General features: G+C 49.1%; 18 protein-coding genes and 1 tRNA gene. 10 read left to right on the plus strand and 9 right to left on the minus strand.

Annotated elements, in window-relative coordinates; all coding sequences use genetic code 11:
* The first annotated feature begins 237 nt into the window (after positions 1–237).
* Positions 238–1,149, plus strand: coding sequence for a hypothetical protein (locus KGI06_05045; GenBank protein MDE1871574.1), 912 nt, complete (start codon positions 238–240; stop codon positions 1,147–1,149).
* A 33-nt stretch (positions 1,150–1,182) separates the two neighbouring features.
* Entirely contained in the window at positions 1,183–1,641 is a 459-nt protein-coding gene (locus KGI06_05050; protein MDE1871575.1) for an NUDIX domain-containing protein, read from the plus strand.
* Positions 1,642–1,646: 5 nt separating this feature from the next.
* Here KGI06_05050 and KGI06_05055 read toward each other — a convergent pair whose 3' ends face one another.
* Together KGI06_05055 and KGI06_05060 are read right to left on the minus strand one after the other, a co-directional pair.
* On the minus strand, positions 1,647–2,708 hold the full coding sequence (locus KGI06_05055; GenBank protein ID MDE1871576.1) for an Lrp/AsnC family transcriptional regulator: 1,062 nt from the start codon (positions 2,706–2,708) through the stop codon (positions 1,647–1,649).
* A gap of 246 nt (positions 2,709–2,954) precedes the next feature.
* Positions 2,955–3,965, minus strand: a complete 1,011-nt coding sequence (locus KGI06_05060) for an AsnC family transcriptional regulator (GenBank protein ID MDE1871577.1) — start codon at positions 3,963–3,965, stop codon at positions 2,955–2,957.
* Between the two features lie 386 nt (positions 3,966–4,351).
* Between KGI06_05060 and KGI06_05065 the strand changes: the two genes are divergently transcribed.
* The 4 genes from KGI06_05065 (at position 4,352) to KGI06_05080 (ending at position 5,677) form a co-directional block, all read left to right on the plus strand.
* Positions 4,352–4,639 (plus strand): winged helix-turn-helix transcriptional regulator, encoded by a 288-nt coding sequence (locus tag KGI06_05065; protein ID MDE1871578.1) that lies wholly within the window; start codon positions 4,352–4,354, stop codon positions 4,637–4,639.
* A 55-nt stretch (positions 4,640–4,694) separates the two neighbouring features.
* A complete protein-coding gene (locus KGI06_05070; protein MDE1871579.1) occupies positions 4,695–4,892 on the plus strand; it encodes a hypothetical protein in 198 nt (65 codons plus the stop codon).
* A 479-nt stretch (positions 4,893–5,371) separates the two neighbouring features.
* A complete protein-coding gene (locus tag KGI06_05075; GenBank protein ID MDE1871580.1) occupies positions 5,372–5,455 on the plus strand; it encodes an SHOCT domain-containing protein in 84 nt (27 codons plus the stop codon).
* A gap of 78 nt (positions 5,456–5,533) precedes the next feature.
* Positions 5,534–5,677, plus strand: a complete 144-nt coding sequence (locus KGI06_05080) for a hypothetical protein (GenBank protein MDE1871581.1) — start codon at positions 5,534–5,536, stop codon at positions 5,675–5,677.
* Positions 5,678–5,693: 16 nt separating this feature from the next.
* Here the strand turns inward: KGI06_05080 and KGI06_05085 are convergent, their stop codons facing one another.
* The 5 genes from KGI06_05085 to infB all read right to left on the minus strand — a co-directional run bounded on the left by KGI06_05085 (position 5,694) and on the right by infB (position 11,093).
* The gene (locus KGI06_05085; protein ID MDE1871582.1) at positions 5,694–6,494 is read right to left on the minus strand and encodes an S-methyl-5'-thioadenosine phosphorylase; all 801 of its coding nucleotides are present in this window, start codon (positions 6,492–6,494) and stop codon (positions 5,694–5,696) included.
* Between the two features lie 12 nt (positions 6,495–6,506).
* Positions 6,507–7,133 carry a hypothetical protein gene (locus KGI06_05090; GenBank protein MDE1871583.1) on the minus strand — a complete coding sequence of 209 codons (627 nt, stop codon included), beginning with the start codon at positions 7,131–7,133 and terminating at the stop codon, positions 6,507–6,509.
* Between the two features lie 8 nt (positions 7,134–7,141).
* On the minus strand, positions 7,142–8,341 hold the full coding sequence (locus KGI06_05095) for a methionine adenosyltransferase (GenBank protein MDE1871584.1): 1,200 nt from the start codon (positions 8,339–8,341) through the stop codon (positions 7,142–7,144).
* 95 nt (positions 8,342–8,436) lie between these two features.
* Positions 8,437–9,180: a hypothetical protein gene (locus KGI06_05100; protein MDE1871585.1), complete on the minus strand. Its 744-nt coding sequence runs from the start codon at positions 9,178–9,180 to the stop codon at positions 8,437–8,439.
* A 158-nt stretch (positions 9,181–9,338) separates the two neighbouring features.
* The gene (gene infB, locus KGI06_05105; GenBank protein MDE1871586.1) at positions 9,339–11,093 is read right to left on the minus strand and encodes a translation initiation factor IF-2; all 1,755 of its coding nucleotides are present in this window, start codon (positions 11,091–11,093) and stop codon (positions 9,339–9,341) included.
* A gap of 141 nt (positions 11,094–11,234) precedes the next feature.
* Here infB and KGI06_05110 point away from each other — a divergent pair, with 141 nt between their 5' ends.
* From KGI06_05110 to KGI06_05120, 3 genes are all read left to right on the plus strand, one after another.
* The gene (locus KGI06_05110) at positions 11,235–11,639 is read left to right on the plus strand and encodes a hypothetical protein (GenBank protein ID MDE1871587.1); all 405 of its coding nucleotides are present in this window, start codon (positions 11,235–11,237) and stop codon (positions 11,637–11,639) included.
* A 78-nt stretch (positions 11,640–11,717) separates the two neighbouring features.
* Positions 11,718–12,917, plus strand: coding sequence for a cation:proton antiporter (locus tag KGI06_05115; protein ID MDE1871588.1), 1,200 nt, complete (start codon positions 11,718–11,720; stop codon positions 12,915–12,917).
* Positions 12,918–12,988: 71 nt separating this feature from the next.
* Entirely contained in the window at positions 12,989–13,474 is a 486-nt protein-coding gene (locus KGI06_05120) for a hypothetical protein (GenBank protein ID MDE1871589.1), read from the plus strand.
* A 15-nt stretch (positions 13,475–13,489) separates the two neighbouring features.
* Here the strand turns inward: KGI06_05120 and KGI06_05125 are convergent.
* Positions 13,490–13,582: transfer RNA gene (locus tag KGI06_05125), tRNA-Ala, on the minus strand.
* 9 nt (positions 13,583–13,591) lie between these two features.
* On the minus strand, positions 13,592–13,816 hold the full coding sequence (locus KGI06_05130) for a small nuclear ribonucleoprotein (GenBank protein ID MDE1871590.1): 225 nt from the start codon (positions 13,814–13,816) through the stop codon (positions 13,592–13,594).
* Positions 13,817–14,065: 249 nt separating this feature from the next.
* Between KGI06_05130 and KGI06_05135 the strand changes: the two genes are divergently transcribed.
* Positions 14,066–14,821 (plus strand): hypothetical protein, encoded by a 756-nt coding sequence (locus KGI06_05135; GenBank protein MDE1871591.1) that lies wholly within the window; start codon positions 14,066–14,068, stop codon positions 14,819–14,821.
* Positions 14,822–14,839: the final 18 nt, after the last annotated feature.

Genomic DNA, 14,839 nt, shown 5'->3' on the forward strand with positions numbered 1-14,839 from the left:
GGGAGTATACCTTCTCGACAAATAATAAAATGAGAGAGAAGGAACTACTTCTGAAGGCGGTGGTGTACAACAGATTCTTGACGTAACTCTCGTCAATAGACAACTACTGAAAAGTGTGCCTAATTTTTCAGTAGTTATTGGACACAGGCTGTTATACGAATAGTTTATATATCTAAGCACCCTTGTTAGTCACGTGCAGGAATGACCTCAATTACTAAGTCCAAAATTGAAGAATCAGTGCCAAAAAAATCAGTGCAGGAAAAGTTGATGTGCCTGGCAAGGGGGATTTACGCCAAGGAGAAAAGGGCCATCGCGGGAATCGTTTTGTCATCCATTGTTGCCACCCCCGCGCTTGCCAGGAAAAGGCATGAAAGGACTCTGTACAACCTTATGATCGGTGAAACATTCAGGCACGATTCCGCAAGCATAGAGCGGATAGTCCACGCAGTGCCGCAGTTGATGGACCACGGCGGTCCCGCATATTTGATAAACGGGCTTACCGACAGCGGATGGTGGTATCAATTCGGAATTGAATACAAATGGCCATCAACTAACGAACGCAAAAAATTCTACTTCACCTATGAAATATGGGACAGCAAGGATTCCAAATGCAACAATTCTGTGGCAGACGTCTCAATTATCTACCCGATGAAATTCCCGGATTCAAAAAACGCCGGCACCAATCCAATGCTCTACAGGGAGACAAACTCCCTCAGGATAAAATCCGGAGACTGGGTAAAGCTGGGCATGAGGATTCAAAACGGCATGATAATCATGTCCGGAAAGGACACCCGCAACGGCACAACAATGGAAATCGGCTTTAAGGCGAACGGCAGCAAATTTGTTGGGACAAGGGGCGACGACAGCGAGATAGCCGGGTGCTTCAGCGGGTTGCTGACAGAGCTCTATACATATTCCAATATTCCTCCAAAAGAAAAGGAAGTGGAGTACATAAGCACCTACGGTGAAAAGAACAGGTCGCCTATAGTGTGGTGCACCTTTGACAGGCTGGTCAAGGACAGGTTCGACAACGAATACGACAAGGAGAAATCGATTAAAAGCCTTTCAACCGGTGCCACTTACATAAATATGGGGATAGCAAACATGGAAATTTCCTCGGACGTTTTCGTGACTGGCAACAAGAAATAAGCCAACTCCAATCCTGGAAGTTCGCGTGATGAATTGCAGAGGACCATGAAACTAGTTGAGAGGGACGGCATTCATGCAGCGATAATAAGCGATGGGCGCGTACTCATACTAAAGAGGATGGACCTCCCGATAATACGCCATTTCATAACCCATCCGGGAAAGTGGTATTTTGTCACCGGCGGAAGAAAAAATAATGAGAGGCACATAGATGCTGCATACAGGGAGATACGCGAGGAAACCGGCCTTCTAAAGAGCAACCTGGAATTGCTCGCGGATGAAATTGAGGTGACAATAACGGACAGGGACAAAGGAATCTACTGGAAAAACGAGTTCTTTGTTTTCCGCTCAAATTCGCAAAAAGTAAAGCTGAACTTCGAGAACACGCAATGCAAGTGGCTTGATTTCCAGGAGCTTGCAGAGAACGAAGACATAAAGGAGATGCTGGTGAACAGGGACGAGATACTCGCCATCATGATGTCGCATATGCGATAGAAGGATTATCTTTTGCCTGAGAATTGCGGAAAATTAAGACTTCCCTCGACATCCATGTTCCTTATCGGCAAGTTTCCGACGATCACATTGGTGATTTTTGCGTATGAGAGCGATGCATCATCATTTTCATAAAGGTTCTTGTGCGCTATTATCGCGCCCTTTATGGCATTTTCCTCATTTTCAAAGCAGCCTATCCCGAAAAAGGTATAGCTTCCGCTCAAGGTTGCCAGATACCCGAATGTGTTTATGATCGGCAATGTCTTGTTCAGATCCTTGTAGTACTGTATGCTGTTCCTGTACGTTGCGAAAATTGACGGCGTGTACTTGTGCTCCAAAAAGAACGCGATGTTGTAGTTGATTGGTGCTTTTTTCAGCACTACGGTGAATTTGTGTATCAGCCCGGTTTTGGAGATTTTCTTCATCCTGTACCTTACCGTCTCCACGTCCTCCTTCAGTATATTTGCCATGTCTATATAGGAAATTCGCGAATCCCCGTTCAACAGCATGATTATCTTCTTGTCCAGCCTGTCCAGCCGCAATTTGGAGATATCCAGGTTCCTGAGCACCTCGTTACCTATGGGTATAAATCCCGAATTCACGACGTTTACGATAGATGTTTTAATCGTGGGCCTGAACGGCAGCAATTTGCTCAGGGCCCTCACGCTCCAATCAATGTATTCCTCCCCTGAATTTATGACCATCTTCATGAGGAGGTCGAAATCCCCCTCCGTTTCTGCAGCAAAGAAAGCGAATTTGCTTTCCTTCAGCATGCTCATTATGTCCTTCCTGTCCGGCTTGCTGTCAAATTTTACGGTAATTATGTAGTTTTGCACAAAGCCGAGAAGACTCCTGTCCAATTCAAGCGTGTAGTACAGCCCGAATTCCTTCTCCAGGAACTTCATGTTATTCAATATGGTATTCCTGGAGCACTTCATTTTTTTCGCGAGGGCCGTAACAGGGATCCTTGAATTCTCGCTTAGCTCGCGCAGCAGAGCCCTCTTTACGTAGCTGTATTCCTTCACGGGTAGGATACTCTTTGCAAGTTTATAAATATTTCTTCTTTTCATTGCCAAAGCCTAAATCTATTAATCGCCAAAAAAATACCCTTGAGATTGAGCAAAAGGGTAAAAACCTTAATAAAATTATGAATAATTGAAACGATATATATACTTTTGTTTTAAACTATCTACAAGGATACTGGGTTAAAGTACGTCACTGGGTGGAAAAGGTTTTACATGGGACGGTAAAAGCGGATTCTAATACCCCCGCGCCGTCCCAACATATTTTTATTTATCATCCTACCGGAATGGTATCTACTTCCATTCTATGGGCTTGTAATCGTCCTTGAGGTAAATGCTCCTTATTGGATTGTATCCCTTTACGACTTCTGTTATTTTTGCAAAGCTTACCGTTGGATTGTCCTGACTGTAAATTTTTTTGTGCTCCATGACTGCCTCCTTTATTCCAGTTTCCTCATTTTCGAAGCAGCCCATACCAAAGAGCGTATAGCTTCCGCTCATGAGCGAAAGATACTGGAATTTGTTTACCGCATTCAGGTTCTCCTCAAAACCAATATAGTAATTGCGCGCCTTTTCATACCTTTCAATTATACCGGGTGAGAACTTGTAATTCATCAAGAACACTATGTTATAATCTGTCGGAGGTTTTTTCAAGACAATCGTGAATCTCCTTATAATGCCCGCATCCGACAAGGCCCTTATCCTGTACCTTATAGTCTCCACATCCTCCTTCAACATTTTTGCGATCTTTTTGTATGTGGTCCTTGAATTTTCATTTAGAATCACGAGTATGTTCCTGTCCAGGGGGTCAAAAGACTCCAAGCGGGCATTTTGCTTGAGATCCTTTATCGTTGAATCCTGCAGGGGCATGAACCCTGTATGCACCATCGAAATCAGCGACGGCTCAACCACCGGCTTGTAGTCAAGGAGCCCGATGATGATTTTTATGGCGCTTCTCATGTATTTTTCTCCTGAATAAGCGGCTATGTTCATGATCAGGTCGAAGTCCCCGCTTGTCCTTGCGGCAAACTGCACGGTGCCTTCCTCCTCAAGCAATTCCTTCAAATACTTGGTTTTAGGCTTCCTGCCGAACTTTATGCACCATATGTGGCTTTGTATGAACAGCATTTCGGTGTTGAACTCGAGCGTATAATGCAGGTCAAATTCCCTTTCCAGGTATTTAATGTTGTTTACTATGGTATTCCTGGAGCACTTCATTTTTTTCGCGAGGGCCGTAACAGGGATCCTTGAATTCTCGCTTAGCTCGCGCAGCAGAGCCCTCTTTACGTAGCTGTATTCCTTCACACAGATATTTTTGCATCAGAATATAAAAACATTACCATTAATATTGGGAAAATTAGGCAAATATAGGTCTTTAACGTGTAAATTATGTATTAATGTTAAGGTTGCCATATAAAAACTGATTAAAAACGTAAAAATTTGTATTTATTTCAAAACCCTGTATTGCGTTTGTCATTATAAAAATATAAAACTGAGCAAAAGGGTAAAAACCTTAATAAAATTATGAATAATTGAAACGATATATATACTTTTGTTTTAAACTATCTACAAGGGTACTGGGTTAAGGTACGTCACTGGTAGGGGGCAAGGCGTGGGGGGCTGAAAAATGTCATATCTGCGTCACCCCCTTATGATGATTAAGCAATAGGGTGGAATAATAGGGTGGAAAAATGAGAATCTTCAGGACAAAAAAGGCCATCTTGGAAATGATATCTGGGAGTCCTAAGACTATGACTGACATAAGCAAGCAGCTGGGTCTTGCGCCGTCTACCGTAAGCCAGCATCTTACAGAGCTTAAGATGCTGGGCGCCGTGATGCTGGTGGACGCAAGCAGCAGGAGGAAGTGGAAATACTACAAAAAGGTTGACGGGTTCGACTTTGGAGTGGTTGAAAGGCTCAAATACGTGATTAACGTGAAGGCCCCGTTCATCAAGCTCAGGCCGTTCAATTACGTGTGAGCTACTGGCTGTAATTTATGTGCCGTAAAATGTCAACGCAACCGCAATGATTACTATGAGGGTAGAACTAAAGAGCAAAGTGAGGCCCAGGCTGATTATTACTGGTTCTCACGTGCTGGATTACCCGAATTTGGAATTTAAGGCGGCACCAGGCAAAAAGGTCTACTGGGTTTCCAAAAGGAACAGATACGGGCTAAAAGCAAATTCAGTCAAGGAAATATCTGTAATATCTGTATTGGATGGTGCCCGATGACCAGGGTTGTCAAAACAGGAAACATGGGACTGGGCGTAATAACCGGATTCATAGCCATGGTTATAATAGGATGGATACCTGTAGTTGGGGCTTTCATAGCAGGGATCATTGCAGGGGCAATCGCAAAGGGCTCAGGCAGGGGAATGATGGCTGGGTTCCTCTCGGGGATATTCGGGCTTGTTCTCCTGGCGTTCCTGTTTACGGCACTGGGAGGCTCCATAGGCGGAGGGATAGGCGCATTGGTGGGCGGCCTCTTCGGGATAGGCGTAAGCAGTCTGCTAGGGCTTATAAGCATAGGCGGCATAATACTGGTGACGATAGGCGGGCTGATTGGAGGATCTCTTGAGCCCAGGGTTATAGAGAAATCCGGAAAATACACAAAGGCAGATGTTGAAAACGATGACGACGAAGGGGACGAGCAGCCCGAAGATGCAGGCGACGACGCCCCAAGAGTCTCTGGAAAGCCAGACGAGGAGCACATGAAAATACTGAAGCTGAGATATGCGAAAGGGGAAATAACCAAGAAGCAGTTCGAGGCGATGAAGAAGGATCTGGGCTCCTGAAGTCGCATTGCAGCTGTCATATAGGATATCCTAAACATTTAAATAAATTTCCGGACAGATTAATACTGGTGTTTAGAGATGTGCGATAGAAAAGCCGCAATCGAGATAAGGAATTTCCTGACGGACAAGGAACTACTTGAGATGATGAAGGACTACAGGAGGAGCCTGGAGACCGAGGTAAGGGAGCTGTCCAAGAGGATAGAAATGATGGAGAACAACTGACATTCTATCCATATCATCAGTTTGACGGCATGACCGCATCCTTAAGCGCGTCAGCGCATTTGCAGTTCCTCTGCCCTGGCACGCGCCCTGCCGTCTCCCTGACAAGGTCCTTTACCTTGCCGATGTTCCTGGAAAAGGCCTCTATGACCTCCTTGTGGCTTACCGGCTCCACACCTTCCACTCCGATGAGCCCGGAGTCGTAGTCCGTCACAACGCCGAATGCAATGTAGCAGATGGATCTCTCCCTTGCAAGCGCAACTTCGGGGTACTGCGTCATGTTTATCAGGTCGAATCCCTGCTTCCTGAACAGCATCGATTCTGCCCTTGTCGAGAACCTCGGCCCGTTTATCACTATCACTGAGCCACTGCCAGAATAATCCAGGCCAAGGCTTTCGGCCGCGGAATTTGCTATGCCTCTCAATTCCGGGCAGTAAGGATCCGCAGTGCTCACGTGCGCAACCTCCTTCTCGAAGAACGTATCCTCCCTTCCGGAAGTGAAATTCACGAACTGGTCCAGCGCGACTATCTGCCCTATCTTGTATTTAGGGTTCAGGGACCCGACTGCATTCGTAGCTATTATCCTGCTCACCCCAAGATCGTGCAGCGCCTGTATGTTCGCCCTGTAGGGCACTTTGTGCGGCGGTATGTTGTGCCTTTTCGAATGCCTCGGTATGAACGCCACCCTCCTGCCTGATATGGTTCCTACCGATATGCTGTCGCTCGGCTTGCCGTAATCCGTGTCCACGTCAATGCTCTCCGCATCCTCGAGAAGCGAATAGAACCCCGATCCGCCTATTATGCCTATTTCAGCCTCCATCTAATCACCTGTTTATCTCCTTGAAAGACCACTCAAATCGCCATTTCCGTTACTTTTCCTGCCTTTTGCAATTCCCATGAGTATATCTGGTAGCTCGGGCCAGTTCATCGCAACTGCAAAGTTCGGATTGCCCCTGTTCGCATTCCTGAAGTCCTCGTTCCACGGCTGCGCCAGCAGCACCGCACCCAATCCGGCATTTGCGAAGGCCTCTATGACCACGTGGTTGTCGTCCACAATCACGTCCACGCCAGATCGTGTCTTTTCCTTTGGATCCCTGCACCAGAATATGCTGTCGATGCCTGTTATTCCCCTGTAATCCAGGTAGCTGTGTATGGTCTTTCTGTCAGCTACGGTTGATGTCACCTGCAGTATCCTGCCGTAAGTGCGCCTGAAATCCCTTACCATTTCCGGTATGCGCGGGTGCTCCAGCGGTATTGACCTGTAATCCCTCCAGACGTCCTCGAATGCGACCGTAGCCTGCTCCCTGGTGAGCCTCCTGAACGGCTCGTTTTCCGTCAGCTCGTGGTGCCTTATCTCCTCCTTGCTTGCCTTTATCCCGTGCCTTCTCTCCATCAAAAGAAGCATGGGCCTCCAGGTGTCCGTGAAAGTTCCGTCAAGATCGAATCCAATAGTGACCATGAAAATACCTAGAACATCTCGTATTTGCCCCTTGCAAGCTCCTCTGTTATGTAGCTCATGTTGCTTACTGTTTCGCTCGCAATGTCCCTCACCTTGGAGCTTATGGGGTCAAGCCTTTCACCCCTCTCCATTATCGCCTCTATGTACAGGCTCTTGGGGTCGTTTATCTTCCTGCCTATCTGCGATACCATCGCCACGTTGCACTCCCTTATCATCGGGTAGAGCTTCACTATGTCCTGCGCTATCTCCCTTGAGACTATGCTGTATATCTTGCCCACGTGGTTCACCGGGTTCTTTCCTGCTGCGGCCTCGAGGCTCATGTGCCTGAAAGGGGTTATGAGCCCGTTGACCCTGTTGCCCCTTCCGACCGCGCCGTCATCCCCTGACTCGCAGCTCAGCCCTGACTTGGTAAGGTAAACCTCCCCGAGCTCGTGGGAATCGCCGTTGTTTATCGCTATGCTCACCTCCTTGCTCGTGATCTTCTTGGCGTTGCCCAGTATGTCTTTAGCTATCCTCTCCTTTGCAGCCGCATATTCGTCAATGCTGTTGATGAATCTGGCCACGAATGCTATCGCTACGGTAAGCGTTATGCTGTCGTTCTCCCTGACTCCCATCACCTTCACGTCCTCCCCTACCATTTCCATTGCCCTCTTGTAATCCTTGCCGTTGAGGAACCTCTCCGTCTCAAGCGTGAGCCGCTCCGTTTCCGTGAACGGCGCAAAGCCCAAGCCGAAAGAGGTATCATTCGCAAGCGGCATCTCAGTCGCCCTTGCGAATATCTCGTTCAGGTCCCCGGATCCCTTCATTATCTTCGGCACTATCACCACCTCCTTTTCCAGGTCGAGGAACCTGGTGTGCTCCCTGAGGTAATCGAGCGCCGCCTTTTTCGCGATCTCGTCTACCGCAATCCTCTCGTTCTGGAAGTCCTGCGTGGCCCTTCCGGCAACTATGACCTCTATCGGCTTTGTTATGACTCCTTTCCCGAACTCCACCTCCGAAGACCCCCCTATTATGAGCCCCTTGTCAACGTTGTGGTGGAGTATGCGCCCAGCGTTCTCTATGTACTCCTTGTTCAGCTCCAGGCTTACGTTCTCCACTATCCCGTCTATGAGGCTGTCAGGATGCCCTACTCCCTTGCGCTCCACGAACTCCACAATCTGCTCGTCAACGCGCACCCTGTCCTTCTGCTCTATGTGTATTGCCCCCATTTATTTCACGGAATTAAGACGCACACGCGGAATAAAAATCAATCGCGTGCAAAAAAAGAAAGGCGGTAAAAGAAATGCAAACTTCCGAATACCCGCTATTTCCTCATGAGCGATTTCATGTAGCCATCTGCATATTCCTCGAACTTCATGCCCTCCTGCCATGAAATCATGAGCGACGGCCTCTTTGCCCTGTAGAAGTGCGGCACCCATTCCGGTATCTCGACAATCTTGCACGGCAGTTGCGAGAACGTCTCTATCTGAAGGTTTGTCGCGGACTTCTGGGCCGTCCAGGCAACCTCGCCGTCCAGCAGCACCACGTGCTGCCTCTCCGGATGGGAATGCCCTCCCCTTGAGAACCCCTCATTCGTGTATGCTATCCTATATTCCTTCAGGCCCTGCTCCTCGTTGTAAGTCAGCGTCGTTACAGATCCCTTGCCGTCATCCTGCACCTTCATTGACGCGGGAACGTGGCCGTTGCTTCGCACCGATGCGTTCCTCGATGCTATATAATCTCTCAACCCATCGTCAAGATACTGCTTGAAATCCCCCTCCAGCCACGTTACTATTACCGAGTCCTTTTCCGCCGTGAAAAAGTGCGGTATCCTTTCATTTATCACGAAATCCGTGTACAGCCTGTGCGCCGATGTGTTGAAGCCATTGCCCTCCAGCTTTTCCGTCCATGTCGCCTTGCCTTCCAACAGCACCGCATGCTGCTTCGTGGGATGTAAATCGCCCCCTCTGGAAAACCCCTCACGCGTGTATATTATCGTGTATTCCCTGGGACGCATGCCTGTGTTGTAATCCAGCGTGGTTATGGACCCCCTTTCATCCTGGTGCAAGATCCTTGAGACCAAAGCAGGCCTGCTTTGTTGTTGTACCGGTCCGGTTGCTTCACTTGTAAGAGTCTTTGTTACCCCCATGTTATCGCTCTTATTTAATACACGCACGCTTCTTCAATATAAAAGCCTTTCCTATGAAATCCGCATGCATGAAACGTTCATAATTGCTGCTTTGCCGCATTTATTATGCTTCTTATCTTCTCGAGGAGCCCCCTCTCCTCGTCGCTTATGAGGTTTGAGAAGTCCTTCGTGAGCAGCTTATAGTCCTCCTCGCCTATGTAGGTGTAAAGGACCTGGTTCTCCCTTATCTGCCTGCCGAATGTGGGCCCCTCTATGGATATGGCCATCCTGTCGCCCTTCTTTGCGGAATCAGCAGGCTCCTTCTCGTTCTGTATGCCCTTTATCTTGCCGAGCACTATGCCGCTGTCTGTAATCATCCGGTATCCCGGCTTGATCCTCCCCGATATCACGTTTATCCCGAATATTGCCGGGTGGGAGGCCCTGAAGCATGCCCCTGGGAGTATCTCCACAGCTCCAGGAAAGGTGATCCTGCCCTCCATCTTATCCGCAGAAAGCTTCTGTTCCTGCTCCACGAAAAGCTTGTAATCGTCTATGATCTTGTAGATTATGTTGCCCTCTATCACCTTCACGCCGCTGGTATCGGCAAGCTCGCGCGCATCATGCTCCATGCCAACGTTGAATGCTAGTATGACTGCGCTCAATGGATCCTGCCCCTTCATGCCGAACGCGTCTATGACGTCACGCTTGGTGATGCTGCCTATCTCCTTCTTGCTTATGCCGAATCCTGCACTGTTGACGAGCTTGGATATCGCGTCCATGCTCCCTATGGTATCCGCCTTCAGTATGACGCCGTTCTTGTCTGTCTTGAACACATCCCCTATCTCGGATTTTATCTCCTTGCTGTAGTCGGAATCTGTGACTTGTATTACAGGTGAGCCTGGCATCGCCTCGTCGAGACCGTTGCCGCTTATCTTCACGCCGCTTGCCGCGCCCACAGAATCGACGTACGTGAATCCCGATGCGGAATCGCTCTGGCGACCCAGCTTCGGCTTCAGCAACGCCCTTATCTTTGCGGTTGATATGCCTGTGGCTGTCGCGAAAGCCACGGTGTCGTTCGCATGAAGCGTGCCGTCGTACAGTATGACGTCTATCGTAGTGCCTAGGCCCTTTATCTCCTTCTTCTCCAGTATGCTGCCCTTTCCAGCGCCGCTGATCTCTATCTTGAGCTTTGCCTCAAGGTACCTTTGCGCCAATCCTGTTACTACCATCAGCAGCTCTGCTATTCCCTCCCCGGTCTTCGCGCTCAGGGGTATTATAGCTATCTCCTTCTGGAAGTCCCTGACCCTGCTGAACAGCTCGCTGTTGAAGTCGAACTCGCTCAGTTTCCCCACCATTTCGTATACCCGCGTATCCATCTCGTCGGACAGGCCGCCGTTCACCTTACTAAGAGATTCCATTAAGCTCTTGGATTTTGAGTCGCGCCAGCCGGTAATCAGGTCGATCTTGTTCGCGGCAACTACGAAAGGGGTCCTGTACTGCTTGAGTATCTCTATGGCCTCTATTGTCTGCGGCTCAAACCCCTTTGTTACGTCGACCACAAGTATCGCTATGTCGGCAACGCTCCCTCCCCTGACTCTAAGGTTGGTGAACGCCTCATGTCCTGGCGTGTCTATGAAGAGAAGTCCGGGTATGGTTATCTTTATGTTTGCCGCTTTCAGCAATGGCCCGCATATAGAATTGACAACATCTATGGGAACCTCGCTTGCTCCTATGTGCTGCGTTATTCCTCCTGCTTCCCTTGCCGCTACGGTGGAGTTCCTTATCTTATCCAAAAGACTCGTCTTCCCATGATCTACGTGTCCCATTACCGCTATTATGGGTTGCCTTATCATAAAGTCACCTTGCTTGCATATTCTGCGCAATAACCTAGGAAATGAATAAGTTATTATATTACATGCAATTTATAATATTTTAAGCTATGGTATCAATTTTGCAGCGGATTCCGTTGCATAAAACCTATTTAAGTGATAATAATGCACAAAATGCACGAAAAGGAGGAAGGCAGGCTGGATTCCATTTCCATGAAGGCGCTGGACCTGGCAATGAAGATACCTGCCAGGGAGAAGCAGGAAGTGGTTGAGGAGGGAAGCGGCGGCGAGGTTGTCCAGCACACATTCGCATACAAGGGAGGCAACCTGGGCATAGAGTACGGGTATACGGAATTCATGTCAAGCGAGGTCAGGAAGGTGTTCTTCAGGCACATGAAGATATCATACAAGGGAGAGCTGGTGCTTAGCGCGTACCTCAAGAGGGACAACAGGGTGGGCGGGTACACGATATTCAAGTGGAAGAAGGAATGGGAGGGCGAGCTTGACACGCTATACAAGCTGGGCAACAAGGACGCAAGCATAAAGCTCAGGGGCTCTAAGCCCGAATGAGGCCCACGTACCTGTTTTTCTGCAATCCGCAGGCTACCCCAACATTTAAATTAGTTGCAAGTGCATCTGAATGTTGGCATGATAACCGCACTGCTTCAGCTGAGCTCAAGTTCGTCCATACTCATAGCAATAGCCCTTGTCATAATAATAGGATACATAGGCCTTGCCATCTTCAGGCGCACTAGGGTGCCGGAAGTCCTCATACTGATGCTCATAGGCATAATAATCGCGAGGATGGGGTTCGTAACCTTCGGCACCATAACCACCCTGAGGTCCTTCGCGCCGCTGTTCGGGAGCCTGGCGCTGATAGTGATAATGTTCAACGGCAGCAGGCGCCTCAAGTTCGACAGGCAGTTCATGACAGGGTGGAAGGGGAGCGCGCTCGGCATACTGGATACGCTTCTCTCCATGGTGGTGCTTTCCGCACTGATGCACTATGCCTTCGGGTGGCCGCTGATATACGGAGCGATACTCGGCGCCATACTCGGGGAGACAACGAACATAGTTGTAATACCCTTCATAAAGAGGGTGAAGATAGAGTCCAACATATTCGACATATTGTTCATGGAGACGACGATAAACTCGGTGGCTGCGATATTCATATTCTCCATACTACTAGCCTTTTCAGGCAGCCAGGTTATTACCGCCTATTCCTCCGCAAGCTACCTGCTTGACTATGTGGGCATAGCTGTGATGATAGGGCTTGCCGCGGGGTTTGCATGGGTATTCGTAATGGGCTCCATCAAAAGCTCGAGGGAGTACCTTGCAACAATAGCGATAGCGCTCCTCATATACGGCATAGTCGACGTGTTCAACGGGGCAGCAATAATATCTGTGATGATATTCGGTATGGTTATAGGGAACGAGAAGATCATAGCCGAGCCGCTGAAGCTTAACACGAGGATAAACAAGAAGGGCGAAATGTCGGTCGAAAGGGAGCTGGAGTTCCTGATAACGACATTCTTCTTCGTGTTCATGGGCATGATAGCTGTGCTCTCGATACAGTATCTCGCATACGGGATAATCATAACCGCGGTTCTCGTAATAGCTAGGTACCTGGAAGGCAGGGCTATACTGAAAGGCAACAGCCCCAGGGACAGGAAGCTCTTCCTGGCGCTGATGCCGCGCGGCGTGGCTGTGGCGACGCTTGCCAGCATACTCTACGGCATAGGGGGATTCTACAACTCGCAGATATTCTACGTATCCTTCATGGTGATAGTGCTTACAAGCATACTCTCAAGCCTCATGCTTAACAGGATAAAGCTGGACAACGTATAGCGGAAGCCACGCGGAAATGCCAAGGTGTACAAAAAGAATAATAAACATGCGCACGTATGTTTATTGTTGGAATGACAACCACGACAGTACCCAGGACCCAAAACAGCACGGTTGTTGAAGTTCTCGACCTGGATTGCGGCATCAAGGTTGCCGCGATAGGCAAAAAACTCTTCCTGCGCGGCCAGGCGTATTCCTTGGCTGGGCACATAAACGGGAGCGCGATTGACAAGTACAAGGCCCCAACAATATATTTCAAGACCAGGGACGGGAACGTCTACAGCATAACCAACGGCGCAGTTATCGATGCGAATTCAAGCTCGAAAACCAACCTAAACAATCCCGAACTGAAGAGATTGACTATAAAGGTGGGGAGCAGGGTTTACTACAAGAACGGCGACGAAGGCACAGCCCCGGTTTCGGAAATAATCGTTTTCGAAAGATACAAGATGCTGGACAATCGCATTAACGCATCTATGTTGAGAAAAGACGCCGCGCCCACGAAGATATACGATGAGTTCCGCAGGAGGCTTGACAGGGACAAGCTGCCGCTGGACTGATTGTGCCAAAAGCAATGGTGGACTCCGCGGGAATTTCATAGCATTGCTAATTTGAACCCGCAACCTCCTGCATGCCATGCAGGCGCGCTACCGTTACGCCAGGAGCCCACGTTAGCATCAAGCCGGCGACACAAATATTATGTTCCCGCCGCGCAGCAGGATAGTCCCTATCTTGGCCTTGAGTTCCCCGTCCTCAATCTCCTCTGCGTTCTCTATGACTACATTCATGTGTGCGTCGAAAGATACAATCCTTCCTCTGATGTTCGTGTTGCCCTTCAGCCTTATCATTACCTGCTGGCCGAGGACCCTGTTCAGCAAATCAAATGGTCTTTCCTGTGGCATTGAATACACCGACAAAATGATAAGTAATAGGTGCATACTCTTATATACCTTGACATTAATCCCAAATTTTCAATGTCACAAAATGTCCGCGCGGTCGCATGGGAACAGGGCTTAGCAAGCGCTGCGCAAAGCGGAATGGCAGTTGCCGGCACGCGCCACGACAGAAAGCTTTTTAAATGGTTCTTAATGGCCAGGGGATGACAAAGGTATATATATCTCCTTAACTGCGAACTACTATAGGGTGTATTTATGGTTACAATAAACAGAGCAGCAAATGTCGAAAGGGAAAGGTTTGACCAGGCGAGGAATGTCCCGTCAGCTTCCGCTCCGACAGAAAGCGTTTCGAATGATTCAGGAAGGAGGAAGATGGGATGGTTCGGCAAGACTGCCGTAGTGGCCGCGCTTGCAATAGCATCAATTGACAGCTACCACTACATAAAGACAAACGAGGTACCTAACAAGGCGCCGATAGTCAGGATATCCAACAATAACAGCAACACAAACTATGCTTATCCGAAGCACGCAAGGCACTACAGGCATTCAACAAGGCATGTAGCAACGCCTGCGCCAAGGGCCTACTCACCAAGTGAAAATGTACAGCCTGCGCAGCCGCAGTATGTGCAGCAGGCAGCGCCAGTGCCAGCGCCGCAGGTCAGCCAGGTTCCGCAGCAGCGATACGCTGAAGCGCAGCCGCAGCAAGTGGAGCAGGTGCAACAGCCATGCGCCAACGTTCAGACAACCTCGTGGAGCGGCGGAGGGGGTTTCGGCGGAGGCAGCCAGGCAGGCGTAAACGCGCAGATGCCTGTATGCGGAAGGCCTTATGACGTCCTTGTCTCGCAGACGCTGCAGTCCAACCAGAACGGCATAAGCAACGCGAACGCGATGTCCAAGGCGGATATCAGGCGCGCAAACGCGATTGCAGACCAGGAATACATGTACGTGGCGCAGCAGGCGGCGGCAACTGCAAGCCAAGTTGCTAGCACCATAAAGTACCTCAGGCGCTGATTGGCTTGCTTTGATGAA

It is taken from the genome of Candidatus Micrarchaeota archaeon (genome assembly GCA_028866575.1).
GTDB lineage: Archaea > Micrarchaeota > Micrarchaeia > Micrarchaeales > Micrarchaeaceae > UBA12276.